Consider the following 25704-nt stretch of genomic DNA (forward strand, 5'->3'; position numbering starts at 1 on the left):
TAAAAAGAATCTTAACATAAGTTTTCTTCATCTTACTCTCCTTTCTTATAATTCTAAGATTATCTAATTTATATATATCAAACTTTCATTCATTTTGTCAATGTTCTTTCTATTTTTTATAATGTGACCATACAAGCTATATAAATATCGATTACTTAACCTTCGTGGATACTCTTCAAAATCCAATACCCTGCCTTTTTTTCTATTATCGAGCAGTTGCCAAATACTTCTTCCAGCTTTTTAACGGAACTAGCTGCACCTTGTTGCTTGCGTATAACAATATACAAACAACCACTACTTTTTAAATGAGCCTTGCTATCGGTGTAAAATTGAAATAGAAAGCCCTTCCCTTGGCGGATTGGTGGATTACTAATAATGAAATCATACTTTTTATTTATGTATTCAAAACCATTAGATAGAAACACATTGGCTTTTAAATTGTTCCTTTCTACATTCGATTGGCACAAACGAATAGCACGATTATTGATGTCCACCATATCCATTTCAACATCATTGTGTCCCACTAACATTGAAAGACCAATTGGACCAATGCCACAGCCCATATCTAATCCTTTTCCAGATAGCTTTTCTTTCAATAAAGTTTGAATAAAAACATGACTGCCAAAATCCAATTCATCTTTAGAAAAAACACCTAAATCGCTTTGAAAAGTTAATGTCTTTCCTTGCACTGTATATTGATATTCTATTGGCTTTGAAGCCATATCATCGTTGTTACTAAAGTAATGTTTATTCTCCATATTCAATTAACTTAATAGTAAAGAATTCCCTTTCTTTTTTCAATAAAGGCAAAATAAAAAGGGCTATTAACCCTTTTTAGTTCATCCAAATTGAATTACTTAATGTCAACAGTAGCGCCGGCTTCCATTAACTTCTTCTTGATTTCTTCCGCCTCATCAGCAGGAATATCCTTCTTCAATTCAGCCGGAGCACTATCAACTAACTTCTTAGCATCAACTAAGCCTAAGCCGGTGATTTCACGTACAACCTTGATAACAGCAACCTTTGTTTCACCAACGCCTGTTAACGTAACAGTTACGCTAGCCGGAGCTGCATCAGCAGCAGCTTCACCGGCACCGGCAGCTACAGCAACAGGAGCGGCGGCACTAACGCCGTACTTTTCTTCAATTGCCTTTACTAATTCATTTAATTCTAAGATAGTTGCTTCATCTAAATAAGATAAAATTTCTTCTTGTGTTAACTTTGCCATTTTATTTTCCTCCTATTAGGCAGCCGCCTCTACTGCAGCTTCTTCTTTTACTTCTTCAACAACCGGAGCACCAGATGCTTTTGCTTCAGATACCGCATTAACCACACGAGCAAATGCAGATACCGGAGCATTCAATACAGATAACAACATCGATAACATGCCTTCTCTATTTGGTAATAATGATAATTCCTTGATTGTTTCCGGAGTCACAACAGCCCCTTCAACAATACCGGCCTTAAGAACTAAAGCCTTGTGATTTTTCGCAAACTTAGCTAAGACTCTAGCAGCTGATGTTTCATCTTCCGCAAAAGCAATCGCGTTAGGACCTGTTAAGTATTCATTCAATTCAGCATATCCGGCCGCTTCAGCAGCACGAGAGGCTAGTGTATTCTTATACACCTTGAATTCAACACCTTCTGCACGTAACTTACGACGTAAATCCGTTACTTCTTCAACAGAAAGTCCGCGGTATTCCGCAATTACAGAGGATGAAGACTTTGTCAACTTTTCTTGAATCTCAGAAACAATATTTTGCTTCGATTCTAATACCGTTTGATTCATTTCTTCCGCCTTCCTATCCAGTTACCAATCCTTCTATAGATATTAAAACCTCGCTTCCAGACAAAGCGAGGCGAAAGAATACATTTACACTTTCATCTACCTCGGTAACCTTTTTAAGCATTTTAGCCGTTACTGTCTATGGCATTGATAACGTAGATATAATAATAAAATCAATTCTTTTTGTCAAATAAGTTAGTTTACTTTACAGCCTATGCCTTGTACCTTAGCTTGCTTAACAAAATCTTCATTTGTTAAATTTCTTAACATCTTAACATTACTGTCATTTAAGTAATTACTTAATTGACCACTTAAGCCGGAACTTAATTTGCCTTTCTTTAATTTTTGAACATCAATCTTAGAATATTGAACAAGGAACTTCATCTTCATCTTAAGATTATTTCCATTCTTCTTTGCACTGAGGTCAACTTCGCTAAAACCGGGAATCTTTCCCAATTCTTTTTTACCTTCAGATAAAGCACTTTGCACACCAATCATTTGTACATCAGTGATATTTTTTCCTGCAGGAAGTGGTGTTTCCATATCCATATCAAATCGTACCTTATCCATCTTATCTTTAGCTTTACCTAAAATATCTATTTTCATTTGCACATTAACACCTCTTTGTGACTGAGACGTTGTGCAAGTTGCATATACGTTTCCTTTCGAACCTCTAAAGAATACAGCCCAAACAATCAAAGCCACAAGAACCACACCCGCTACAACAATCAATGGAACCCATTTCTTATTTGCTTTCACGCCAATGTACTTAGCATCTAAAGGTTGGTTAGGAACGACTTCCGGCTTCACTTCCTTAACCTCTTCTTCTTTCACTTCTTCAACCTTTTCAGCTACTTCTTCTCTCACTTTTTCTGTTGTTTCAACTTTTGTTTCTTCTGTTACTTCCTCATTTTTAGTAACTTCTGTATCTGCTTCAGTTGGAGTTCCGCATTCTGTACAGAACTTAGCATCATCAGCTAATTCAGCTCCACATTTTTTGCAGTTCATATAATTCCCCTCCTACATATACGTCTATGATACATTATTTTTTTTAAAATAAAAAGAAGGCGCTTGCCTCCTTATCTATTTAGTCAAGGTTAACCTTGATGCCAGGTCCCATTGTTGTCGACACTGTCACACTCTTCAAGTAAGTGCCCTTAACCGTACTAGGGCGAGCTTTAACAATCACATCCAATAAAGCCTTATAGTTTTCAGCTAATTGTTCTTCTGTGAAAGAAGTTTTACCAACTAAAACATTGATGTTACCATCACGGTCAACACGGTATTCCACTTTACCCTTCTTGATTTCATCAATGGCCTTTGCAACATCCATAGTGACTGTACCGGTCTTTGGATTCGGCATCAATCCCTTAGGACCCAAAACCTTACCCAACTTACCCAATTGACCCATCATATCTGGAGTAGCTACGATGATATCGAAACCAAACCATCCACGACTAATTTCATCGATCATGTCCTTGCCGCCAACGAAATCAGCACCAGCCGCCTTCGCTTCTTCTTCCTTAGCACCTTGTGTGATTACAAGAACTTTTTGTGTCTTACCCGTACCATTTGGAAGAACCATAGCCCCACGAATATTTTGCTCAGCTTGACGAGGATCAACGTTTAACACGAAGCTGGCTTCAACCGAAGAATCAAACTTTGTTGTGCTTAAAGATTTCGCTAAAGCCAAAGCTTCTTTGTAGTCATATAACTTGGAGTGATCTACCTTTTCAAAAGAACTCTTATATTTTTTACCAGCCATTAGTAAGATCCTCCTTCAATTTCAATACCCATGTTACGAGCTGTACCTGCAACAATCTTCATTGCGGATTCAACATCGTTTGCGTTTAAGTCAGGTAACTTGTATTCCGCAATTTCACGAAGTTGAGCTTCGGTAATCTTACCCGCTTTAACAGTCTTAGGTGTTCCCGATGCCTTTTGAATACCGGCGGCTTTCTTTAATAAGTTAGCTGCAGGTGTTGTCTTAATAACAAAACTAAAAGATTTGTCTTCATACGCAGTAATAATAACCGGAACAATGTCACCATGACGATCCTTTGTTGCATCGTTAAATTGCGTACAGAATTGTGGCATGTTAATACCGGCAGATGCCAACGCCGGTCCCGGTTTTGCCCCACCAGCCGGGAATTGTAGCTTAGCTACTTTTGCAATTTTTTTCTTTGCCATGTGGTTTCCTCCTATATCTTTCCACACGCTGTGGTAAACGAAGTATTGCTCTTCTCCCACGCACGTTGCACATAATCGTGCTCATTTACTCTACACGAACAAAGTCTTTTCGTCAATAAAGAATTATCATAGAACAAGTAGTACCCAAGTAATAGTATGACTCAAAAGCTTGTCATATATATCGAACCGTGATATAGTACAAATATACCGAGTTACGATATATCGAACTTAGATGGAGGATTTATATGGATTTGAAATTAAAAAGAATTTATATTCCAATGTCCGAAACCGCTTTTTACATTTTGTATTGCTTACAAAGCTACCAACATGGGTATGGAATTGGTCAACAAGTCAAAAAAATGACAAATAGCGAAGTAAGTATTAGCCCCGGAACTATGTATGGAACATTATCCAAAATGGAAAAGGATGGACTCATTCAATTTATTCGTGAAGAAAACAAGAGAAAATTGTATCTAATTACCGATTTAGGAAAAGAAATACTAAACATTGAACTAAAGCGCATTAAACGACTATATCAAAACAGTCTTGGAGGAGAATATCATGGCTAAACAAAAAACAAAAATGAGATTTTTTACCATTGCGGATTACTCGGAAGAAGAAAAGTGGCTCGAACAAGAACATAAAAATGGATGGAAGTTCGTTAAAATGACCATTCCTTGTTTCTTTGTGTTTGAAGAATGCCCGCCGGAAAACGCCGTTTATAAACTCGAATATAAAGAGGAAAATGCCGCTGAGGATTACCTTCAAATGTATCAAGATTATGGTTGGGATTACTTAGGTTCTTGTTGGGGATGGAATTATTTCAGAAAAATAGTTGTGGAAGGAGAAGATGAAAATGATAAAGAAATATTTTCTGATACCGAGTCCAAAATAACTATGATTAACCATATTTTAAAAACCCGAATGTGGATTCTATTAGTGATATTTTGTGTCATTATTATTCTTAATATACGACATTCTATGTTTCGTAAATTTGGTTTTGTTTCTATTGTAGGGCTCATTTATTTAATTCTATTTATTCTTTATCTATACCTTTTAATCCACAGTGGATTAAAACTAAGAAAAATAAAAAAAGACTTACTAAAATAAACCATTCGACAAAGACATAGATTCTTCTAGTTTTGGAAAGGAGAATCTATGTCTTTTTTAAGTGAAACACCAAGCCTGACTCACTAAAAAAGGAATGATTTCTCATCCCTTAATTCGCACCTTGATAATCAGCGTCTGATCGACCTAATACAATGTTAACGATAGGAGCCGCAAATATAATACCAATGGCTAGCCCATTTCCTTTATTGAAAGCTTTTGTTTCATGAAAAGAACGAATAGCAGCTAATACCAATGCAACAATGAACGCAAATAAACCAAACCAAGCCATCACTTGAATTTTTGTTGCGCTACCAAGCCACCAAAGAGGTAAGCCAAGAATACAAACTGCCCAAATCAAAGCTACTTTTTTGTTAGCCCAAGTTAATTGGAACATTCTAAATTCTCTGTAAAAAGGAATAAAAGCGGCTACTGTATTTACTTTTGCTTTCTTAAACAATAATAAATGCCCATAACTCTGTAAAATATACCAGATAATACCCCAAATAGCGTAAGTGGTAATGATAGAAGATAATTCTTTTGACATATCTTTTCTCCTATTCTTCTTCTAATTTTTGCAAATCACCATAACTAATCTCATTTGGTGTTTCACGACCAAATAATAAAGTCATCACTGTTGCAATCTGCGTTTGATCATTCATTGCTGAAATATGACCAACCATATTCGCAAATGGGCCGGTCAAAATCTTCACATTGTCCCCAACTTGGAAGTCAACCACAACCTTTTGATCACCATTGCCCATACGACGTAGAATTGATTCCATTTCGTCTTCTGAAACGGGGAAAGGCTTAGCCCCACCACCGGAAGAACCAATAAATCCGGTAACACCGGGTGTATTACGAACCACATACCATGCTTGATCCGTCATTTTCATTTGCACAAAAATATAACCCGGGAACATATTTACCTTTTTCACTTCTGATTTGTTGTTCTTTTTAATGACAATTTCTTCTTCTTCCGCAACGAAAATACGGAATAAAGAATCCTGAATACCCATGGTTTCCAAACGCTTTTCAAGATTATCTTTTACTCGATTCTCATGACCGGCGTATGTGTTTACCACATACCAACGCACTTCATGTTCATCATCGGTAGCTTTCGCCACTTTTTCTATTTCATTCATTTCACTCATTTGCTTAGCCTCCAATTCCAACAGTCTTTAACAAGAAAGCAATTGAGAAATCACACAAAATAAAGAACAACGAGAAGAAAAGCGTAAACACTAATACTTCTGTTGCGTTTTGAAATGTACCGGGTTCACTGCTGATTGTTTTCCACTTAGGCCAACGAACACGGCTCGCTTCCTTGCGAATACCGCTAAATGTAAACCAATGGTCTTTAGCTGGAACGTTATTCTTTACTTGTCTCTTATCTGTCATTTGTTTTTTATCAGTCATACAGGACCTCCTACTTCGTTTCCTTATGGAGTGTGGTTTTCGCACACTTTGGACAATACTTTTTCAATTCCAGTCGCTTGTTTAAATTCTTAGTACGATTGGTTGTATAGTTCCGAGAATTGCATTCACTGCAAATCAATGTAAGTTTATCCTTTTTTACCACGACGAAAAGTACTCCTAATCCAATTTACTTTAGCATAACCCCGGCATTATCGTCAACGCCACTTATTCATACAAAGCTCTTTTAATTTTCTTCTTCACCCTTTGCAGACGACCATCGTATTGTTTCTTAGATAAGCCCAACTTATCCGAAGCATCTTGATAACTATCACTAGCCAGCCAACAAGATAAAATATTCCTTTCTTCCGCATCCAAAAGACCAATTTCTTCTTGCAAACGATTGGCGGCCGTCTGATATTGCACATAGTATTCCGGTTCTGCTAAACGATTACTCTGCTCCAAAATCTCATAATAATTCGTATCTTGGTCATCTAAAGAAATAGCATCAAAGCCCTTATGCTGATGATCTACTAAAATATCGCGCACCACATTCCAAATTCTTCGTTTCACAACCAAACAAACAAATGTCTTAAAAGTCGTATTCTTACTTTCTTGATATTGGTTAATCGCTTGAAATAAAGATATCCTGGCTTCTTGCAATAAATCATCTCGATAACAACGTACCGAGGGGTAGGCCATCAAGGTTTGATTCACCAACGCATTCAACAAACCCTCATATTGAAGAAAAAGAGCCGTTTGGGCATACTCATCACCCATGCGACTCATATAAATCAGTTCATAAGAATTTTCATAAATAGACATGTTCTCCTCCTAGAATAGAGGGAAACGTTTATTGTGAATTTCATACAATAAAATGCCAGCCGAAACCGAAGCGTTCAACGAAGAAATCTTGCCGACCATAGGTAGATGAATCTGATAATCACAGTGCTTCATCACCAAAGGAGAAATCCCTTTGCCTTCGTTGCCAATGACTAAGACCGTTGGAAAATCATACTGAAGCGAACGATAATCTGAACCATTCATCGCTGTACCAACAATCCAATAGCCTTTTTTCTTTAATACTTCAATCGTTTGACTTAAGTTTGTTACCGAAGCACATTTAACCGTTTGAATGGCACCAACACTCACTTTTGCGACCGTTGCGTTTAAGCCGACCGCTCGATCTTTTTTAAAGATGACACCATCAGCACCAACCGCATCGCAAGTTCGCAAAATAGCCCCTAAATTATGTGGATCCACAATTCCATCCAACATGACCAATAAACCCTTTCTTTCCTTAGGAATAGAAGCTACTATTTCATCCACGCTATAACTTGGATAATCTTGAATTTGGGCAATCACCCCTTGATGATGATTATTTTTCACCAAGGAAGCCATGCGATTTCGATCTAAGATTTCAACTGGGATACGCTTTTTTTGAGCAAGATTGAACAGTAAATCGTCCTTTCTTTGTAAGATTAGTTTCAACACCCTTCCCTCTTCTATACTCTGTTTCACAACGTTTTTCCCGTAAATCCATTCTGCCATATTCTATCTCCTAAAAAGTCCTAACTTTGTCCCAAATTTGTCTTATTCGATTCTCATTTCCCAGTAAATAAAGTGCCCCCAAAATTGCTTCAAAGCCAGTAGACATCCGATATGTTTGAACATCCGTATTCTTAGGCACTGAACCGCCATGATTATTACGACCTAAACGATACCAATCTTCCTCTTCTGCACTAAAGAAACCTTCTTCATGAAGTTGTTCATAAAAACGAGCTTGTGCTTTTGCACTCACATACAAAATACTTTTCTTTTGTAAAATCTTTCCTTGTCCCTGACCTGCCCGCAATAAGCTATTGCGGACTGCCAAACTCCAAACCGCATCGCCTAAAAAGGCTAATGTGCGACCTGAATATTGTGATAGATTCACTAGATTAACCCCTTTTCTTGTAGGATTGTTCTATATTGATCAGCCTTGTCAAAATCCTTTTCTTCCTTTGCTTTCATCCAAGATTGATACGTCCATTTATCTTCATCACTAACTTCTACCATTTCTAATTCAATACCTAAAACATCCAGCATCTTTTCCACGCTATTCACGAAAGACATAATCTTGTTATAATCCAATTCTCTTTGGCGAATAGACGCGTTTAATTTTTTTACCGTTTCAAAGATAACCGTATAGGCATTCGGTGTGTTTAAATCATCTTCCATTTGTTCGATAAACTCACTAAATGAACCTTCATCTACAGAAGAATTCCACACCACATCCGCAAACTTCACTTTTAAAGTCGCATGACGAAGCGTATTTAAAATCTTATCCAATTCAGTCTTAGCCGCTTGAATGGTATCATCGGAAAAGTTTAATTCCTTACGATAATGTACTGAGCTAATTAACCAACGAGTTAAGTTTGTTCCTAACTCCTTCGTTACATCCATAGCCCATAAAGTATTTCCCAAAGACTTTGACATCTTTTCACCATCAATATTCACCATCGCATTGTGCATCCAATGGTCTGCTAATTCACGTCCAAACATCGCTCTTTGTTGAGCGGCTTCATTTTCATGATGTGGAAACTTCAAATCCAAACCACCACCATGAATATCAATCGTTTGACCTAAATTCTCATTAATCATGACCACACATTCCGTATGCCAACCAGGACGCCCTTTGCCCCATGGGGAATCCCATTGAATTCCTTTTTCGGTCTTTTTCCATAGGACAAAATCCATCGGGTTTTTCTTTTGCTCATTTTCTGCAATACGATTACCGGCATCTAAATCTTCTAAATTTTGATGTGATAAAGCACCATAATCTGCCACTGAATCCACTGAGAAATACACATCCCCATTCACTTCATAGGCATGACCTTGATCTTGTAAGCCCTTAATAAATGCAATAATACTATCCATTGTATGCGTCACTCTCGGACAAATATTCGGTTGTTCAATATTCAATTTTTTACGCAAATCCTCATAAGCCTGAATATAGCGGTTCGCAATTTCAGTTTCGCTAACCCCTTCTTCCATTGCCTTATTGATGATTTTATCATCCACATCTGTGTAATTGGACACATACTTTACCTTCAGACCTCTTGCCTCAAACACTCTTTTCAAAACATCAAACACCACCATTGGTCTTGCATTACCAATATGAGCGTAGTTATAAACCGTTGGTCCACAAACATAAAGTGTTACTTCTCCCTCTTTCCTTGGTTTAAATTCTTCTAATTTTAATGTTTTTGTATTATACAATTGCATAACATTTCCTCATTTTTCCTGTCTTATTATACCAAAAGCCATTTAAAAAGGCCGGAAATCCAGCCTTATTCTCCAATATATATGGAGTAAATGGAATCTTCTACCTTTAACCAGTTCTCAAAATCTTTCATCCAAATGTAATCATCCACATCCACAATACCTTGATTTAAAAGCTTAATTAATTCCTCATCCGTATAAGGACCGAGCTTTTCTTTCGCCGAGTGATTTAAATAATACCAAATCTTATCCATTATTTAACCTCCACATTTAGTTCACCGGATTTTGAAATACTTACTTCAGAAGACGGATTGCTTAAGTGATAACCACCCGGAATATCCGCATCTTGAATAATCGAACCAAGTAAATAAGAACCTTGAGCTAGACGATACGATTTTCTCCCTACTTCAGCGCCATTTCTTACAAACACAAATGTAATATCAAATTTCTTAACTGTATAAGTGGCTTCTATTATCACCGGTGGACTATCACGATAAACCTCCGGTTGGTTAGAATGTGCTGTAATTTCAATTTTATGCTTTGAATTTTCTGGGATACCTTCGTTATCAATGTGATAGATGGGATCTTTTTGCTTATCCACCAAGATACGACCATCATAAACAATCTTATAGTAATCCGCATGTTCAACCTTATCCCACTTAAATACCCAACCCTCATTCGTTACTTCATTGGTTACATTTTTAGGTGCTTCTAAATTAATCACCTTTTGATTGTAGGTATAGTTAATCGTTGTCACATCACTTTCGGAATACTTATCCGTCTTATCCGATAAAGCAGTGACCGTTACTCTATAAGTTTTACCGGATTCCAGTTTTGTGGCCGGAATACTGGTGCTATTGCTCGCGATATCTTGTTTATCAAACATCGGTTCAGTATCGATTGTAACACGATAACGATCCGCATTTTCCACCGGATCCCAAGTGATATTTACATTAGCCGTCGTTTCTTTGAATTTAATATTTTTCACTTGTCCCAGCTTATTAACCTGTGGTTCAGCTAAAACGGAAGTATTTTCATATTGATTGGAATCATTATTTCCAATACCTGCCATCTTACCATTCTGATCTATACCAACTAAAGTATCCCCATTACCGGCAATAAAACGCATATTTTGCCAACGAGATAAAGTTGCTTTATCAAAAGAAGCTTTTTCTTCATCCAAGACTGACCATTGAATTTTATTATTTTGACCAATCGCAAAGACACCCTCTTTATGAAGAGCCACATACTTTACATCTGATAAATGACTTGTATTTGGGATTTCTTTCTTTGTTTTAGCGATAACTTGAACAGCGCCATCCTTACGAACAAGTGCAATCATTTGGTCATTAGCACAAATGCTTTGAACACCCCTTATGCCCTTTACCTCTGCACCATCACCGGCCACTAGAACCTGACCATCACTGCGAAGACCAAAGCTAACATTCTTACCGGCATAAATACGCTTAACATTCTTCCATTCCGAAACAGAACACGCATTTTCATTGCCCGAACAAACAACGCTTCCATCTTTTTTTAAAGCTAAGATATGGTCATAGCCGGCAGCCACCATTTGAATAGACCGCATCCTTGAAACATCATCATGACTTTCACTGCTTACTACAGTTCCATCTTTCTTTAAACCAACCACATGATCATCATAATTACTAACTTGAACAATATTTTCAAAAACTGACCTATTATTCAAATTTCCCCGAATTTGAACTGAACCATTATCCGCAATATAAATGGAAAAATGCTTACCTAAGGCCAAACGATTGACATCACTGATTGTTAAATTACTCTTACGATTGAACAAAAAGACAAACACAAGAACTAAAACAACTAAAACCACTGCTGATACAGCACTACCAATCCAAATGACCTTACGACTAATCTTTTTGCGCTTTTCAACTTCTTTCTTGATAGCTTCTTTGCGAGGGCTATCTTGAATGGCTGACATCACTTTTGTTTCACCTAGGTTTTCTCCCGTTTCTAACGGCATTGTATCCGTTAGGATTACTTCAGGTGTCGCCTTTACAAAGCTTGGAATCGTAACACTCTTACTTAAGGTATTTAGTAAATCCTCGCTAATCTCCTTTTTATTATCCATCAACAATTCCACCGGTATATTGAAAAGAATTGCCATTTTTTGAATTTGTGCGAAAGCAGGAAGGCTATTTCCATTTTCCCAATTCATATAGTCTTTCACTGATACATCTAAGCGGCTTGCCATCTCTCCTTGAGCATAGCCTAAAGACTTTCGTAAATCTCTTAATTTATTTGGAAATTTATTAATCATGAAATCCTCCGTACTTATTATTCTATAGGTGATTAGTTTTCAATTCAAGACAAGAAAAAGCCCACCGAAGTGGGCTCTTCATTCAATTACTTAACGTTTGCGAAGTATTTGATTGTTCTTACCATTTGAGATGTGTAAGAGTTTTCGTTATCATACCAAGCTACTGTTTGTACTTCGTATGTTTCATCATCAATCTTCGTTACCATTGTTTGTGTAGCATCGAAAATCGAACCATGTGTTTCATCAATAATATCAGAAGAAACAAGTTCTTCTTCATTGTAACCAAACGAATCAGAAGAAGCAGCCTTCATAGCGGCGTTGATAGCTTCCTTTGTTACATCCTTGCCCTTAACAACGGAGAATAATAATGTTGAAGATCCTGTAGGAACAGGAACACGTTGAGCAGCACCGATTAACTTGCCATTCAATTCAGGAATAACTAAACCGATAGCCTTAGCGGCACCTGTTGAGTTAGGAACGATGTTGCAAGCGGCGGCGCGAGAACGACGCTTATCCCCCTTACGTTGAGGACCATCTAATGTCATTTGGTCACCGGTGTAAGCATGGACAGTACACATAATACCTGTTTGAATTGGATATAAATCATTCAATGTCTTAGCCATAGGAGCTAAGCAGTTTGTTGTACAAGAAGCGGCGGAAATAATCTTATCTTCAGCTGTTAATGTATGCTCATTTACAGAATAAACAATAGTAGGCAAGTCATTTCCGGCAGGAGCTGAAATAACCACCTTCTTGGCACCTGCCTTGATATGAGCAGAAGCCTTTTCCTTGCTTGTGTAGAAACCGGTACATTCTAAGACAACATCAATATCCAATTGACCCCAAGGTAAGTTTGAAGCATCCGCTTCTTTGTAAATGGTGATTTCTTTTCCATCAACAGTAACTGTTCCCTTTTCATCATCCGATGTAATGTCATGGTTCCAATTACCATGAGTGGTATCATGCTTCAACAAATAGGCAAGCATAGAAGGAGTTGTTAAGTCGTTGATAGCAACAACTTCATAACCTTCCGCTACGAACATTTGTCTAAAAGCAAGACGACCGATACGGCCAAAACCGTTAATAGCAACTTTTACGTCTGTCATATGTCTCTTAAAGACCTCCTTTTAGCACTTTAATTGTAGTATCCTGACCATAAACAGTCAATTGCGAAGAACAATGATAGCCCTTTATTTTAAGTTTTCAGGCAAACTCATTTAAATTTAATGGTCGATTATCCAAGGCAAAGGCTTCCGCCACTGTTTCTACTTTGTGACCGTATAGCTTTGAAAACAAAACGGGATGATTTAAACGCACCATCGTTGAATCATAAATGACTCTTTCAGCCTTTGGGAAAGCCCCACTCAAATCTTCAGCTTCACTAACTTCTAATACCAAATTCGGATTCTCACGCGCCGCCGCATTCAATAATTTCACCAAACAAGTCGCATCTAAATAAACAACTTCTTCTATTCGTAATTGTTTCTTACCGTCCGGCAATAAAGACGCATAGCCTTGGATTTGGTCTTTACCATCATAATAGGCCACGATTTTACCACCTTGGGCAATAATCTCTTTGCGATACTTCACAAAATAAGCTAAATCACGCGCATAAAAACCATTAAAACGACGAATAAATACCGAATACACCTTCAATAAATCCAGAGCCTTTGGATTATAATTCAAACCGAAAACATTGGTTCGTGGTAAATCCCTTGCTTGCATTTTAAAAGCCGATCGACGATAAATCGTTTCAAAACCATAAGGTTCATATAATCTTGGATTATAAGCTTGAATTAACGTAACCAATTCCGAATGTTCACAAGCATCTAGTGTAATATCCATCAATTGTTTCATATAGCCACGATGCCGATAACTTGGATGTGTACACACACCTAAAATCATCGAGGTTCTTAAAACCTGACCATGTAACACAAGATTATGTGGCGCCCGTATCAAAGAACTAACCACCTTGCCATCCTCAACCACGACGTAACAATGTTCCGCTTGAAACAAATACTTAAAATAATACTCGGTGTATCGAGAATCCTCCTGCTTAAAACAAAGATTCCATAATTGCTTAATTTCTTCCGTTTGTGAAGAAAGAGCTCTTTGAATCATCTTCATCACTCCTTTTTATACGATATTTCTTTATTAAGTATAACGGATGAAGTGACATCTTGGCATAGCGTAAATTGTCTCTTCCTGTATCATCTTCACGATTAAGCAGTTCCACACCTGGATATTCATGCCCCAACCACTCTTTTAATATCATTGGATACAAGCCACGAATCGAGCTATCCGCTTTCTCAATATTCTCCTGTGCCATGCGTTTTGTTAAGAGAGAACCAATCGCAAAAGCCTTCACTTTTCCATCAATTCGAATTAAACCACCCTTATATGGCAAAACATCTACCAAGTGTAAGATTTTCTCTACGCCCATTCTTTCACTTTGCAAAAAATCATCGGGGTCATCCGAACGCCAATTCTCTAAAAATTCCAAACATTCCCCAACATTTTCAGAGTTTATCTTTTCATAAGTCCAACGACCTTCGTACTCCTTCAAAAAGCCATTAATATGATTGCGCTTCTTTTGTAGCTTCTTACCTGAAAAAGTTCTTAATTTATCGGCTTCATACACATAATCCGCCGCCGACCTTTCTTCCACTGCAGATAAATCCGAGAATACCTCTAACACAAAATCCATCACTTCTTTGGTGTAACAACTCAAACAAAAAGGAACACCATAAAAATCAAAGATTTGCCGAGCATCCAATAAAGCCTCTCGCAAATAACCCTCTTCCGCTAAAGGCATATAAACAAATAGTTGCCCTTCATGAATTCCCAATAACAATAGGTAGTGTTCTTCTTCTTTCACAAAGAGAGGATATTCCTTTAACCACAACATCATATTCACAATATTATGATTGGATTCCTCATAGTCACTTTTTTCTAAATAGGTTTGTACCCATTGCCAATCTTTTAAAGAGATTGGCATAAAATCATTTTTAATATTTTCTACTAACATGTTACGTATTTTACCACAATGTTTTAAAAACCGTTTCTCACAAGCTCATGAATTTTCACAAAGCGGTGCTTCATACCCGATTTTGAAATGGGCATACCTGTTTCCCGTTCATACAACAAACATAATTCGACTAAAGAGCTTTCTGGATATTCCTTACGCAAACGAATGACTTCCGCTAGCTTCTTATCGACTGCAACTCCTCTTTGTTCTAAAAGATGAATATCTTCCAGCTGTTTCATCGCCGCATTTTGACTCTTAACCTCATTAGCAACATCCATATTATTCAAACGAGTAATTGAATTACTAAAATCCCTTGATAAACGAATGTTCTCGTAATTCATCACTGCTTCATCCGCTTCTATTAAACGCAAAAAATCAGCTATTTTTTCTGCCGACTTCACATAAACTACCCATTTATTTCTTCTTTGGATGATTTTTGCCTGAATGTAAAACTTATTCATTTGGGCTTGTATAAATTTTGCATGACCTTGACTATTAGCACTAATTTCCAAGTGATAGCTGGATTTCTCCGGATTATTAATAGAACCGCAAGCCAAAAAGCAACCAGCTAAATAGGCTCGACTTTGGGAAGAAGAAACGACCATTTTCGCTAAAGGCTTTGCCAATAAACCACGACTGCTCCAAAGCCCTAAATCCTCTAATAAAGGTTTTGCTTGGGCATAGATGCGAAGACCATAAATAATATTCTTCTTCAAATTCATCTTTTTCTTAATGAACAATTCCAGCTCTGATTGATACAATTCTTTAATTAAACGAACAATCAAACGAGCCACCGCCGCATTTTCAGTGGAAACTATCAGTTGAAAACCGCCGTTAGATAAAACCAAAGAAGAACACAACTGCAAAAGGGACGATAAACAAGCTCGTCCATCCTTCTCATTCATCTTCTTCGCCGCTACTTCCGCTTTCACTTCTGTCGCAAAGGACATCTATCCCTCTCTTTCTATCACTTCGGCTATCTTTTTCGGATTATGACGAATTAAACCATTATCAAACATAAGTAAAGATTCCATAATCAAACGATACGAATGGTTCGACTCTGATACATATACCGGATAACTACCATTTTTTTCATAAGTATCCAATATCTTTTGTGGGATAGTATCACTTGTTCCAATGACCACATCCACTTTAGCTCCATGATCGAATAGGGCTTGCACATGGTCTTCTAAACAATAACCATCGGTTTCTCCCGGTTGACTCATCGCATTACAGATATATATTTTTTTTGCTTTGGTATTCTTCAAAGCTTCTCTTACCTTCGGAATAATCACATTTGGTAAAATGCTGGTATAGACAGAACCAATTCCATAAATCACCACATCCGCTTTCATAATCGCATCAATGGCTTGTGGCGTTGCCTGCACATTTCTCTCATAAAACACTTCAATAATATGGTTATCCAAGGTAGGAATATTCGCTTCCCCTTTCACAACCACACCATCTTCCATTCTTGCGAACAAAGAAATCACTTCAGTTGTAGCAGGAATAATTTTACCTTGCACATTCAAGACTTCCGTGACTTGTTGAATGGCATCTAAAAAGTTACCGCTTTGTTGCGTTAGGGCAGTCAAAATTAAATTTCCAAGGTTATGACCGGCGATATCCACTTCTGTTCCATCCGGATCTTCAAAACGATATTCCATTAAAACTCTCATCAAAGATTCACTCTTTGACATCGCAATCATCACGTTACGAATATCCCCCATGGCCGGAATATGAAACTTCTTGCGCAAACGACCGGTGCTGCCACCATCATCCGCTACGGTCACAATCGCTGTTAATTCCACCTTGTCTAATTCTTTTAACCCACGACAAATCGTTGCTTGACCATGTCCACCACCAATAACCACTATTTTCTTCTTATTCATGGAACCATTCCTTTTCATCACGGTGTTCTTTGTAACAATGGTATTTCTCTTTGTAGACATCAAATAAGTAATTAGTGATAGTGACAGAACGATGCTGACCGCCCGTACAACCAATACCTACGGTCAAATGATTCTTTCCTTCCTCACGGTATTTTCCAAATACATAGTCACAATAGGTCATTAAATATTGTAAAAATTCTTTCGTTTCTTCCTTCTCCATTACATACGTATAAACATTTTCATCATTACCGCTAAACCCACGTAAAGAGACCTCCCAGAAAGGATTTGGTAGGAAACGTACATCAAAGACCAAATCTGCATCCATTGGTAAACCATACTTATAACCAAAGGAAATAAAAGAGATTGAAAAGCCTTGTTTCTTAGAAGTTAAAAAATATTTTTCTAATTTTGCCCTTAATTCCTTTTCAGTTGTAAAGGAAGTATCCATTGTAATGACATCTGGGCTTCGATATTGTTGAAAGGTTTGGCGTTCCATAGAAATTGCTTCTTCTAACGTGTTCGCACTATTCGATAACAACAATGGATGAATACGTCTTGTGCTCTTATATCGCTTTAATAGGATGGAATCTTGAGCATCCAAGAAGAGAATTTGTAAACGAATGTCCGCTCCACGAAAAAGACGTAAAAAGGTTGGGAAATCTTGGGCTGTCGTGCTTAAAGCCACTTTTTCATAACGGGGATCAATACTGGATTCAATCATATCCGCCAAAAAACTCATGAGCTGTACAGGGTAGTTATCAATAATATGGTAGCCCATATCTTCTAAAATGCGTGTCACTGAACTTTTACCCGCTCCACTCATTCCACTAACTAAAATCACTGATTTATTTTTCATGTCCCATCCTTTCCAAAAAAAGCCTAAAAAGGCTTTTTACATTTTGTCATAAGTCCAAGCGTGATTAGCCTTTAAAACGTCTTTCAATTCATCCAATTGATGAATAATCACATTTGGTTTTTCTTTCTTTAACTGTGCTAACTTTCTTTGCTCGGTATTAAAACCAACCGCAAAAACACCGGCTTTCTTAGCGGCTTGAATATCAGACACATTATCACCAATATAAATCGCATTGGAACTACTAACCTTCAATCTCTGACAAGCAAAGAAAATACCTTCCGGCGACGGCTTTGGATGTTTTACTTGATCACGACCAACCACCACTGAAAAACAATGGTCTAAATGAAGTTGCTTCAACCAAGATTCACAACTCTCTGTCAAGCGTGAAGAAACCAAGCCGATGGTATATCCCTGTTGCCAAAGGTATTCCAATGTTTCCTGTGTTTCCGGGAATAAAGAAACTTCCTTTGACCAAGAAAATGATCGCTGATATTGACGATATTCTTGCACCAAGACATTCGCATCTTGATTTGGGAAAAACTTTTCGATTTCTTCCTTCAAAGAAGCCCCAAAGACCTCTTCTTGTCTCTCCATAGTGAAGTTTTTCAAACTACTATATTTCTTAAACAAGTAAGCATAACAGTACAACACCATTCGCCGACTATCCATAATCGTTCCATCTAAGTCAAACAATAAAATTGGTTTATCCACTTTGCGTTGATACACCCAATACATCAAACAAAGACCAAGTGCTTCTGTTATTACTTCTAAAATAAATTGTGACTTCAAATTTGGATCCCATTTAAATACCGTTGTTATAAGGGTACTTAAACCAAGCCAAATGAATGTTAACGCAAAGGCTTGTCCACGTTTAAAGCCATGGCGATAAGGGCGAAATAAATACCAAATCATAAAGGCGCCCACCGTATCTAAGAAAATCGCAAACCAAACACTATTTCTTTCCAAAGCACGAGCCATACGAATTATCGCACTAGCTCCTAGGTACAATGGTGCCACAAAATCTAATATCTGCAACGCTGATAAGTGTCTTTCTTTAGCATGAAGACTAATGAATATCGTTGCCCCAAATAGCCCCCCAACAATAGAGAAACCACCATCATTTAAAGCAAAAATATACGGCAAATACTTTAAATAATTATTTAAATTTTCAAGCACCCAAAAAACACGGGAAATTAAGATGGCACCTAAAATTGTAACAGCAATAATTTCCACATTGAGCTCACGCCGAATTCCTTTTTTCTTCGCCTCCTGATAGGAAAGCCAAGCCACAAAGGAAGTACCAATCAAAAAACTAAGCGCATAAAAAGGTAGTGAAAAACTTCCTAGGCTCAATAGAGTTGTCGAATCAGGGAACAGTTCCATTACACTTCCTCCTTGCCTGCTAATCGCATAAATCTTTCTTCAATAATTTTGGCACCGGCATTACCGGTGCGCACCAGCATAAAATGTTTCACAGCTGTTTCCACAAGCACTGCCAAACTGCGACCGGCACTGATTGGTAATGTTAGCTTTGGAACGGAAACACCTAAAATTTCCATGTGTTCCAAATCTTCACCGCCAATGCGGTCGTATTCCTTTTGATTATCAAAAGGCACTAAATCAATGACCAAATCAATTTTAGATCGATGACGAATGGCAGAAACACCAAACATCTTCTCAACATCGATAATACCAATACCACGAATTTCTAATAAGCCCATCAATAATTCCGGTGTTCTTCCATACAAATCATTATGAACATACGAAATGTCCACCCGATCATCCGCCACTAAAATATGACCATGGTGAATAAGTTCTAAAGCCGTTTCCGACTTACCCATACCACTGGCTCCGGTGATTAAAACACCAACTCCATCCACCGAAACCAAAACGCCATGTCTTGTATCCTCTTCCGCCAATTTCTCATCTAAAAAAGAAACTAATTCAGCGGTAACTTGTTTGGTTTCTAAAGGCGTGCTTAGAACAGGAAAGTTCAACTCTTTCGCTATCGCTATCATAACTTCCGGAATAGGATTATTCTGGGTTACGATAATAGCAGTGCTATAATAGTCCAACAACTGGCGAAAACGTGTTTCTTGCAGCTGGATGGACATACTATTAATATACCGAATTTCTTTATTGCCAATTAAGACCAAGCGTGAAGGAACCGAATCACCAAACTCACCCATCAACTCAAAACCGGGACGGTTAATATCGTTATCCTTAGTGAAATTCTGTAAAGAATGTTCATCCCCTGTTACTTGGACAAAATGGAAGAAATTGACTATTTCTTGTATTGTGACGATTTTTTTATTGGGCATACAAACTCCTAAGCAGTATTATAACATTGTCTTACCAGAATAAAAACCAAGTTGCCATCTGGTGACAAAAGAGCCTTTTTCTTCAAAGACTCTTTGTTTATTCATGATTTTTTGTCCATTCCATGACCTTCTTTAAGTATTTCCCCGTCCAGCTTTCTTTCACTTCACAAATCTTTTCAGGACTACCTTGTGCCACGATGGTTCCCCCTTGGTCGCCACCCTCCGGACCAAGGTCAATAATCCAATCCGCATTCTTAATCACATCTAAATTATGTTCAATAACGATAACCGTATCCCCATTATCCACAATTCTTTGTAAAACAGAGATTAGACGATTAACATCGTCTGTATGTAAGCCTGTTGTTGGTTCATCTAAGATATAAACCGTTTTGCCGGTTGGACGCTTTTGTAGCTCGGAGGCCAGTTTAACACGCTGGGCTTCACCACCGGATAGAGTAGTTGAAGATTGTCCTAATTTCAAATATCCTAAACCGACATCCTGTAAAGTTTGTAGCTTATTCTTAATTCTTGGATGATTTTCAAAAAATTGTAGTGCTTCTTCTACCGACATTTCTAAAACATCATAGATGTTTTTTCCTTTGTATGTACACTGTAAAGTTTCTTCATTGTATCGTTTTCCCCCACATACCTCACAAGGAACTGTTACATCCGGTAAGAAATTCATGGAAATAATCTTAACTCCATCCCCTTGGCAATGTTCACAACGCCCCCCTTTTACATTAAAAGAGAAACGACCACGATCATAGCCACGCATTCTCGCTTCTGGTGTTTTTGAAAAAACATCACGAATTTCATCGAAGACGCCAGTGTATGTAGCAGGATTGGATCTTGGTGTACGACCAATTGGATTTTGATCAATTTGTACCAATTTATCCACATTTTCTAAACCTTTGATGGATGTAAAAGCACCTGGGTGAACTTTTGTACGACCTAAATTTTTTAAGACCGCTTTTACTAAAACTTCATTGACTAAAGTACTCTTACCACTACCGGAAACACCTGTTACTAGAACCAATTCACCTAATGGGAATTTCACATTGATTTTCTTCAAATTGTGCTCACTGGCAGCTTTGATTTCAATAAAGGTTTTATTACCTTTACGTCGTTTCTTTGGCATTGGCACAATCTTTTTCCCACTTAAATACTGACCCGTGATGGAGTTTGGATTGTTCTTTACATCTTCCGGCTTACCATTCGCCATCACTTGTCCCCCATGAACACCAGCCCCCGGGCCAATATCCACAAGCCAATCTGCCTCATTCATCGTTTCCTCATCGTGTTCAACGATAATAAGCGAATTACCTAAATCCCGCATTTTCTTTAAAGTCGCAATCAAACGTTGATTATCTCTTTGGTGCAAGCCAATCGATGGTTCATCCAACACATACAATACACCACTCAATTGTGAACCAATCTGCGTTGCTAGACGAATACGCTGTGCTTCACCACCAGATAAAGTACCGGCCAAACGATCTAAGGTTAAATAATCCAAACCAACATTTTTTAAGAAAGATAAACGAGCCGATATCTCTTTTAACACCAGTTCGGCAATGGTTTTCGCTTCTTTATCTAGTTTTAAGCTTTCTAACCACGTTAACGCCTTAACAACTGATTGAGCTGTGAATTCATAAATGTTTTTATCACCAACTAATACCGATAAAGCTTCTTGATTCAATCGTTTTCCATGACACTTAGGACAAGGACTCTCTACCATAAAACTATGATACCATTCTTTACTCATGGAAGAAGTCGTTTCCACATAACGACGCTCAATCATCGTTTTCACTCCTTCAATATATTCGTTTCTGGTATAACTTCTACCGGAAGAAGAAGTTATTTTATAGGGGATTGGTTTATCTGAACCATATAAAATCGCATTCATCTGCTTCTCAGTGAATTGTTCAATTGGTGTATCTATATCTATCTTATAAGCCTTTAATAACGTCGCAAAAGTCTGCCATTCAATGTTATCCGTACCAACAATATTCTTATAATAACGAATACCACCTTCACGAATGGTTTTATGACGATCTGGAATTAAGTTATCCACATCCACTTCCTCTGTAATTCCCAAACCATGACACATATCACAAGCCCCTAAAGGCGCATTAAAAGAAAATAGGCGTGGTTCTAAATTTGGAACTGTAAAATCACATAAAGGACAAGCAAAATGAGAAGAAAAGGACAACTCTTCACTACCATTCAAAACCAAAGCATGCCCATCGGCTAAACCCAAAGCCGTTTCTAAGGAATCATGAATACGTGAACGAGCCTCTTCTTTTTTAACCACTCTATCCACTACCACATCAATATCATGGCGTTTATTCTTTTCCAATTCTTTTATTTCTTCTAACAAAAAGATGGAACCATCCACACGAGCACGAATATACCCGGCTTTCAACCAATTTTGAAATTCCTCTTTAAACGTTCCTTTTTTATTACGAGCCACCGGTGCTAATACACTCAACCGACTACCATCTTCTAATTTCATCACCTGATGAACCATCTCTGTAATGGTTTGACCGGTAATCGCAATATGGTGTTTTGGACAATAAGGAACTCCCACACGAGCGTATAAAAGACGCAAATAATCGTATATTTCCGTTACAGTACCTACCGTTGAACGAGGGTTATTGGAAGTTGTTTTTTGATCAATGGAAATGGCCGGGCTTAAGCCTTCAATTAATTCCACATTTGGTTTTTCTACCCCACCTAAGAATTGTCTGGCATAAGCAGAAAGTGACTCAACATAACGACGCTGTCCTTCGGCGTAAATCGTATCGAAAGCCAAACTGGTTTTCCCCGATCCCGATAAGCCCGTCATGACAACCATTTTATTTCTAGGAATTTCCAAGCTAATATTCTTTAAATTATTTTCCTTTGCGCCTTTAATTACAATTCTATCGTTATTCATGTTTCTTTACCTCTTCTTGTAAATCAGCTAAGAATTGCCAAGCTTGTTTCGGACTTAAATCATCCATATCCACGTTGTTTAGACAATCCTTCAGCTTAGAAATGGTTGAATCTTCCTTCTTCATTTCCACAAACTGAAAACCAGCTTGTTGAAGATGTTCGGTATTTTCTAAGTCTTTTTGAATATCTTTCGCTCTTTCTAAAACCGATTCCGGTAACCCGGCCAAGCGTGCCACATTGATTCCATAAGAATGCCCGGCCGCTCCTTTTTCCACTTTATATAAGAATGTTACATCTTTATCTTTTTGTTTCACAGACACGTGTTCGTTGATGACACAATCCAAATAATTTTCCATTTCGGTTAATTCGTGATAATGAGTGCTGAACATCGTTTTTGCTTTAACCACATGAGCAATGTATTCCATCATGGCTTGAGCTAAAGCCATACCATCATACGTGGAAGTACCACGCCCTATTTCATCAAATAAAATCAAAGAATGAGAAGTAGCTTCTTGCAAAGCCTGATTCGCTTCTTTCATTTCCACCATAAAGGTTGAATGACCACTTAAAATATCATCACTTGCTCCAATGCGGGTAAAGATTTTATCAAAAATAGGCATCCGACATTTCTTTGCCGGGACATAACAACCAATCTGCGCCAATAAAACAATCAAAGCCACTTGACGCATATAGGTACTTTTACCACCCATATTTGGCCCTGTGATTAAATCTAAGTACTTTTCAGCATCTAGGTGAATAGCATTGGCAACATACCTTGGATGCTTCATTTGAGCATCTAAAATTGGATGCTTTCCATCAACAATATCCAAGACAAGCTCATCAAATATCGGACGTACATACTGATGCTTCTGACTCATCTCAGCCAAATTCGCATAGACATCAATTTGGGCTAAGGCACGGGCTAATACTTGTAATGACCACAGCTTATTCTTAATAGCGTTCATTAACTCTTGAAAGAGTTTCTTTTCTAATTCTACTGCTCTTTCTGCCGCATGTAAGATACGGTCCTCTTCCACCTTTAATTCCCGGGAAATAAAGCGCTCATTATTGGTTAAGGTCTGTTTGCGTGTGTAACCCCATTCTTCTTTTACTGATTGTGCCGCCGCTTTTGAAATTTCAATATAATAACCAAAGACCTTATTATAAGCAATCTTTAGTGTCTTAATTCCCGTTCTTTCTCTTTCCTTGGCTTCTAAATTCATAATGAAATCCTGACCGTTTTTTTGAATAGAACGGGCTTCATCCAATTCCGCATTATACCCGTCTTTAAATAATCCACCATTAGACAACAGCAATGGCGGATTTTCCACTAAAGCCACATCAATTTCTTTATATAAATCCGGTAGGACATCTAGTCTTTGAAATTCCGGGAATAATGCTTCCGGTAAACGGTCTAGAACAGCCGGTACTTCAGCCAAAGTTTTCCCTAAGCGTTGTACATCTACTGCATTAGCTGAACCAATGGCACAACGGGTGATAATTCTTTCTAAATCATAGATACGACTTAAACTATCGCGAATAAAAGAACGATCCATAAAATTTTCTATCATCCAGCCAACTTTATCTAAACGATTTTCAATCTTCTCTTTCTGAATAAGAGGTCTCTCAATCCACTTCTTTAATTCTCTTGAGCCCATAGCACTGGTACAATGGTCTAAAAAAGACCAAAGAGTTACTGCCTTGGCACTTTGACGAAGTGGTTGCACCAATTCCAAATTTAAGCGTGTTGAAAAATCCATGTATAAGGCATCTTCTTCTTTTTCTAAACTCGGTTGACGTAAATGAGTAAGAGTTTGTTTCTGGGTATTTTGAAGATAATTCAACATTCTTCCATAGGCTTTTAATAGTGCTTCTTTTTTAATATCAATGGTTAAGGAATTATAACTGGAATCAATCTTGGTTTCTTCACTAATGGAAATTAAAATCCCCTGTTCTTGAATTTGTTTCTGAAGCTTTTTATCAAAGTTAGAAGAAACCACACACTCACGAACATCTGCTTTTAAAAGACTTTGTATCAAATGAAGATTTTGATGATTGATTTCTTGTAAATAGTTTTCTCCCGTACTCATTTCCACAATGGCTATACTATAGCCATAAACCATATCTTCAATCGCCGCTAAATACACACTTTGTCGATCATCTTGTATTTCATCCACCATCGTTCCTGGAGTGATAATACGAACAACATCTCTTTCCACCAATCCTTGACTTTCCTTTGGATTAGTGAGTTGTTCGCAAATCGCTACTTTATAGCCTTTGTTCACAAGCCTTGGAATATAAGCGTTGACAGCATGAAAAGGAACACCACACATGGGAACTCTTTCCTCCACGCCGGCCGATTTTCCGGTTAATACTAAATCTAATTCTTTAGAGGCTGTTAAAGCATCTTCAAAAAACATTTCGTAAAAGTCACCCACGCGATAAAACAATAATGTATCGGGATAATTCTTCTTAACACTAAGGTACTGTTCCATCATGGGTGTATATTTTTCTGCCATACTGCCTCCTAAACTTCGTTTATTATAGCATTAAAAATAAGGGATATTTCTCCCCTTACTTTTTCACTTAACCGCTGTTCATTACATTT

General features: G+C 37.6%; 28 protein-coding genes and 1 other annotated feature. Of the genes, 2 read left to right on the forward strand and 26 right to left on the reverse strand.

The features are described 5' to 3' along the window. Nucleotides 1-155: 155 nt before the first annotated feature. The 6 genes from K7I92_RS03360 to rplK all read right to left on the reverse strand — a co-directional run bounded on the left by K7I92_RS03360 (nt 156) and on the right by rplK (nt 3976). Nucleotides 156-758 (reverse strand): class I SAM-dependent methyltransferase, encoded by a 603-nt coding sequence (locus K7I92_RS03360; RefSeq protein ID WP_220282058.1) that lies wholly within the window; start codon nt 756-758, stop codon nt 156-158. Between the two features lie 95 nt (nt 759-853). Continuing rightward, nucleotides 854-1228, reverse strand: a complete 375-nt coding sequence (rplL, locus tag K7I92_RS03365; protein ID WP_220282060.1) for a 50S ribosomal protein L7/L12 — start codon at nt 1226-1228, stop codon at nt 854-856. A 15-nt stretch (nt 1229-1243) separates the two neighbouring features. Further along, a complete protein-coding gene (gene rplJ, locus K7I92_RS03370; protein ID WP_203245097.1) occupies nt 1244-1789 on the reverse strand; it encodes a 50S ribosomal protein L10 in 546 nt (181 codons plus the stop codon). 32 nt (nt 1790-1821) lie between these two features. Further along, nucleotides 1822-1949 (reverse strand) — a sequence feature (ribosomal protein L10 leader region). 32 nt (nt 1950-1981) lie between these two features. Further along, on the reverse strand, nt 1982-2794 hold the full coding sequence (locus K7I92_RS03375; RefSeq protein WP_220282062.1) for a zinc ribbon domain-containing protein: 813 nt from the start codon (nt 2792-2794) through the stop codon (nt 1982-1984). 79 nt (nt 2795-2873) lie between these two features. Continuing rightward, the gene (gene rplA, locus K7I92_RS03380; RefSeq protein WP_220282064.1) at nt 2874-3551 is read right to left on the reverse strand and encodes a 50S ribosomal protein L1; all 678 of its coding nucleotides are present in this window, start codon (nt 3549-3551) and stop codon (nt 2874-2876) included. Continuing rightward, on the reverse strand, nt 3551-3976 hold the full coding sequence (gene rplK / locus K7I92_RS03385) for a 50S ribosomal protein L11 (protein ID WP_203245094.1): 426 nt from the start codon (nt 3974-3976) through the stop codon (nt 3551-3553). Before rplK ends, rplA begins: the two co-directional genes overlap by 1 nt. A gap of 245 nt (nt 3977-4221) precedes the next feature. Here rplK and K7I92_RS03390 point away from each other — a divergent pair, with 245 nt between their 5' ends. Both K7I92_RS03390 and K7I92_RS03395 read left to right on the forward strand, forming a co-directional pair. Continuing rightward, on the forward strand, nt 4222-4545 hold the full coding sequence (locus tag K7I92_RS03390) for a PadR family transcriptional regulator (protein WP_220282065.1): 324 nt from the start codon (nt 4222-4224) through the stop codon (nt 4543-4545). Continuing rightward, nucleotides 4538-5086, forward strand: a complete 549-nt coding sequence (locus tag K7I92_RS03395; RefSeq protein WP_220282066.1) for a DUF2812 domain-containing protein — start codon at nt 4538-4540, stop codon at nt 5084-5086. The genes K7I92_RS03390 and K7I92_RS03395 overlap by 8 nt, the downstream gene beginning before the upstream one ends. 109 nt (nt 5087-5195) lie before the next feature. Here the strand turns inward: K7I92_RS03395 and K7I92_RS03400 are convergent, their stop codons facing one another. The 20 genes from K7I92_RS03400 to mutS form a co-directional block, all read right to left on the reverse strand. After that, on the reverse strand, nt 5196-5630 hold the full coding sequence (locus K7I92_RS03400; protein WP_203245089.1) for a DUF5684 domain-containing protein: 435 nt from the start codon (nt 5628-5630) through the stop codon (nt 5196-5198). Nucleotides 5631-5640: 10 nt separating this feature from the next. Further along, complete coding sequence (gene nusG / locus K7I92_RS03405) at nt 5641-6237, reverse strand: transcription termination/antitermination protein NusG (protein WP_203245088.1); 597 nt, start codon at nt 6235-6237, stop codon at nt 5641-5643. Between the two features lie 4 nt (nt 6238-6241). Then, on the reverse strand, nt 6242-6502 hold the full coding sequence (locus K7I92_RS03410) for a preprotein translocase subunit SecE (RefSeq protein ID WP_220282067.1): 261 nt from the start codon (nt 6500-6502) through the stop codon (nt 6242-6244). 10 nt (nt 6503-6512) lie between these two features. Further along, nucleotides 6513-6665, reverse strand: coding sequence for a 50S ribosomal protein L33 (rpmG, locus tag K7I92_RS03415; RefSeq protein WP_203245087.1), 153 nt, complete (start codon nt 6663-6665; stop codon nt 6513-6515). Nucleotides 6666-6727: 62 nt separating this feature from the next. Continuing rightward, complete coding sequence (locus K7I92_RS03420; protein ID WP_203245086.1) at nt 6728-7324, reverse strand: sigma-70 family RNA polymerase sigma factor; 597 nt, start codon at nt 7322-7324, stop codon at nt 6728-6730. A 9-nt stretch (nt 7325-7333) separates the two neighbouring features. Further along, nucleotides 7334-8050, reverse strand: coding sequence for a 23S rRNA (guanosine(2251)-2'-O)-methyltransferase RlmB (gene rlmB, locus K7I92_RS03425; RefSeq protein WP_203245085.1), 717 nt, complete (start codon nt 8048-8050; stop codon nt 7334-7336). Between the two features lie 10 nt (nt 8051-8060). Continuing rightward, complete coding sequence (locus K7I92_RS03430) at nt 8061-8435, reverse strand: Mini-ribonuclease 3 (protein ID WP_203245084.1); 375 nt, start codon at nt 8433-8435, stop codon at nt 8061-8063. Continuing rightward, nucleotides 8435-9766 (reverse strand): cysteine--tRNA ligase, encoded by a 1332-nt coding sequence (gene cysS, locus K7I92_RS03435; RefSeq protein ID WP_203245083.1) that lies wholly within the window; start codon nt 9764-9766, stop codon nt 8435-8437. Before cysS ends, K7I92_RS03430 begins: the two co-directional genes overlap by 1 nt. A 65-nt stretch (nt 9767-9831) precedes the next feature. Continuing rightward, nucleotides 9832-10017 carry a DUF4339 domain-containing protein gene (locus tag K7I92_RS03440; RefSeq protein WP_220282068.1) on the reverse strand — a complete coding sequence of 62 codons (186 nt, stop codon included), beginning with the start codon at nt 10015-10017 and terminating at the stop codon, nt 9832-9834. Further along, nucleotides 10017-12065 (reverse strand): helix-turn-helix domain-containing protein, encoded by a 2049-nt coding sequence (locus K7I92_RS03445; RefSeq protein ID WP_220282069.1) that lies wholly within the window; start codon nt 12063-12065, stop codon nt 10017-10019. Before K7I92_RS03445 ends, K7I92_RS03440 begins: the two co-directional genes overlap by 1 nt. 86 nt (nt 12066-12151) lie before the next feature. After that, nucleotides 12152-13171 (reverse strand): type I glyceraldehyde-3-phosphate dehydrogenase, encoded by a 1020-nt coding sequence (gap, locus tag K7I92_RS03450; RefSeq protein WP_203245080.1) that lies wholly within the window; start codon nt 13169-13171, stop codon nt 12152-12154. Nucleotides 13172-13268: 97 nt separating this feature from the next. After that, nucleotides 13269-14186 (reverse strand): GNAT family N-acetyltransferase, encoded by a 918-nt coding sequence (locus K7I92_RS03455; RefSeq protein ID WP_220282070.1) that lies wholly within the window; start codon nt 14184-14186, stop codon nt 13269-13271. After that, nucleotides 14146-15093: a DUF2156 domain-containing protein gene (locus K7I92_RS03460; protein WP_203245078.1), complete on the reverse strand. Its 948-nt coding sequence runs from the start codon at nt 15091-15093 to the stop codon at nt 14146-14148. The genes K7I92_RS03455 and K7I92_RS03460 overlap by 41 nt, the downstream gene beginning before the upstream one ends. Before the next feature lie 23 nt (nt 15094-15116). Then, the gene (gene whiA, locus K7I92_RS03465) at nt 15117-16043 is read right to left on the reverse strand and encodes a DNA-binding protein WhiA (protein ID WP_220282071.1); all 927 of its coding nucleotides are present in this window, start codon (nt 16041-16043) and stop codon (nt 15117-15119) included. Further along, nucleotides 16044-16985 (reverse strand): uridine diphosphate-N-acetylglucosamine-binding protein YvcK, encoded by a 942-nt coding sequence (yvcK, locus tag K7I92_RS03470; RefSeq protein ID WP_220282072.1) that lies wholly within the window; start codon nt 16983-16985, stop codon nt 16044-16046. Beyond that, entirely contained in the window at nt 16978-17841 is an 864-nt protein-coding gene (rapZ, locus tag K7I92_RS03475) for an RNase adapter RapZ (RefSeq protein WP_220282074.1), read from the reverse strand. Before rapZ ends, yvcK begins: the two co-directional genes overlap by 8 nt. Before the next feature lie 36 nt (nt 17842-17877). Continuing rightward, nucleotides 17878-19224, reverse strand: a complete 1347-nt coding sequence (locus K7I92_RS03480) for a prolipoprotein diacylglyceryl transferase family protein (RefSeq protein WP_220282075.1) — start codon at nt 19222-19224, stop codon at nt 17878-17880. Further along, entirely contained in the window at nt 19224-20162 is a 939-nt protein-coding gene (gene hprK, locus K7I92_RS03485; RefSeq protein WP_203245073.1) for an HPr(Ser) kinase/phosphatase, read from the reverse strand. Before hprK ends, K7I92_RS03480 begins: the two co-directional genes overlap by 1 nt. A 97-nt stretch (nt 20163-20259) precedes the next feature. Continuing rightward, nucleotides 20260-23097 carry an excinuclease ABC subunit UvrA gene (uvrA, locus tag K7I92_RS03490; RefSeq protein ID WP_220282076.1) on the reverse strand — a complete coding sequence of 946 codons (2838 nt, stop codon included), beginning with the start codon at nt 23095-23097 and terminating at the stop codon, nt 20260-20262. Then, nucleotides 23090-25615 carry a DNA mismatch repair protein MutS gene (mutS, locus tag K7I92_RS03495; RefSeq protein WP_220282077.1) on the reverse strand — a complete coding sequence of 842 codons (2526 nt, stop codon included), beginning with the start codon at nt 25613-25615 and terminating at the stop codon, nt 23090-23092. The genes uvrA and mutS overlap by 8 nt, the downstream gene beginning before the upstream one ends. Between the last annotated feature and the right edge of the window lie 89 nt (nt 25616-25704).

Origin of the sequence: Bulleidia sp. zg-1013 (assembly GCF_019798045.1) — a bacterium.
GTDB lineage: Bacteria > Bacillota_I > Bacilli_A > Erysipelotrichales > Erysipelotrichaceae > Bulleidia.

Excerpts from the sequence above, each read along its gene's own strand:
- K7I92_RS03360 (WP_220282058.1), bottom strand. The coding sequence starts at position 758 with ATGGAGAATAAACATTACTTTAGTAACAACGATGATATGGCTTCAAAG.
- rplL (WP_220282060.1), bottom strand. The coding sequence starts at position 1,228 with ATGGCAAAGTTAACACAAGAAGAAATTTTATCTTATTTAGATGAAGCA.
- rplJ (WP_203245097.1), bottom strand. The coding sequence starts at position 1,789 with ATGAATCAAACGGTATTAGAATCGAAGCAAAATATTGTTTCTGAGATT.
- K7I92_RS03375 (WP_220282062.1), bottom strand. The coding sequence starts at position 2,794 with ATGAACTGCAAAAAATGTGGAGCTGAATTAGCTGATGATGCTAAGTTC.
- rplA (WP_220282064.1), bottom strand. The coding sequence starts at position 3,551 with ATGGCTGGTAAAAAATATAAGAGTTCTTTTGAAAAGGTAGATCACTCC.
- rplK (WP_203245094.1), bottom strand. The coding sequence starts at position 3,976 with ATGGCAAAGAAAAAAATTGCAAAAGTAGCTAAGCTACAATTCCCGGCT.
- K7I92_RS03390 (WP_220282065.1), top strand. The coding sequence starts at position 4,222 with ATGGATTTGAAATTAAAAAGAATTTATATTCCAATGTCCGAAACCGCT.
- K7I92_RS03395 (WP_220282066.1), top strand. The coding sequence starts at position 4,538 with ATGGCTAAACAAAAAACAAAAATGAGATTTTTTACCATTGCGGATTAC.
- K7I92_RS03400 (WP_203245089.1), bottom strand. The coding sequence starts at position 5,630 with ATGTCAAAAGAATTATCTTCTATCATTACCACTTACGCTATTTGGGGT.
- nusG (WP_203245088.1), bottom strand. The coding sequence starts at position 6,237 with ATGAGTGAAATGAATGAAATAGAAAAAGTGGCGAAAGCTACCGATGAT.
- K7I92_RS03410 (WP_220282067.1), bottom strand. The coding sequence starts at position 6,502 with ATGACTGATAAAAAACAAATGACAGATAAGAGACAAGTAAAGAATAAC.
- K7I92_RS03420 (WP_203245086.1), bottom strand. The coding sequence starts at position 7,324 with ATGTCTATTTATGAAAATTCTTATGAACTGATTTATATGAGTCGCATG.
- rlmB (WP_203245085.1), bottom strand. The coding sequence starts at position 8,050 with ATGGCAGAATGGATTTACGGGAAAAACGTTGTGAAACAGAGTATAGAA.
- cysS (WP_203245083.1), bottom strand. The coding sequence starts at position 9,766 with ATGCAATTGTATAATACAAAAACATTAAAATTAGAAGAATTTAAACCA.
- K7I92_RS03440 (WP_220282068.1), bottom strand. The coding sequence starts at position 10,017 with ATGGATAAGATTTGGTATTATTTAAATCACTCGGCGAAAGAAAAGCTC.
- K7I92_RS03445 (WP_220282069.1), bottom strand. The coding sequence starts at position 12,065 with ATGATTAATAAATTTCCAAATAAATTAAGAGATTTACGAAAGTCTTTA.
- gap (WP_203245080.1), bottom strand. The coding sequence starts at position 13,171 with ATGACAGACGTAAAAGTTGCTATTAACGGTTTTGGCCGTATCGGTCGT.
- K7I92_RS03455 (WP_220282070.1), bottom strand. The coding sequence starts at position 14,186 with ATGATTCAAAGAGCTCTTTCTTCACAAACGGAAGAAATTAAGCAATTA.
- K7I92_RS03460 (WP_203245078.1), bottom strand. The coding sequence starts at position 15,093 with ATGTTAGTAGAAAATATTAAAAATGATTTTATGCCAATCTCTTTAAAA.
- whiA (WP_220282071.1), bottom strand. The coding sequence starts at position 16,043 with ATGTCCTTTGCGACAGAAGTGAAAGCGGAAGTAGCGGCGAAGAAGATG.
- yvcK (WP_220282072.1), bottom strand. The coding sequence starts at position 16,985 with ATGAATAAGAAGAAAATAGTGGTTATTGGTGGTGGACATGGTCAAGCA.
- rapZ (WP_220282074.1), bottom strand. The coding sequence starts at position 17,841 with ATGAAAAATAAATCAGTGATTTTAGTTAGTGGAATGAGTGGAGCGGGT.
- K7I92_RS03480 (WP_220282075.1), bottom strand. The coding sequence starts at position 19,224 with ATGGAACTGTTCCCTGATTCGACAACTCTATTGAGCCTAGGAAGTTTT.
- hprK (WP_203245073.1), bottom strand. The coding sequence starts at position 20,162 with ATGCCCAATAAAAAAATCGTCACAATACAAGAAATAGTCAATTTCTTC.
- uvrA (WP_220282076.1), bottom strand. The coding sequence starts at position 23,097 with ATGAATAACGATAGAATTGTAATTAAAGGCGCAAAGGAAAATAATTTA.
- mutS (WP_220282077.1), bottom strand. The coding sequence starts at position 25,615 with ATGGCAGAAAAATATACACCCATGATGGAACAGTACCTTAGTGTTAAG.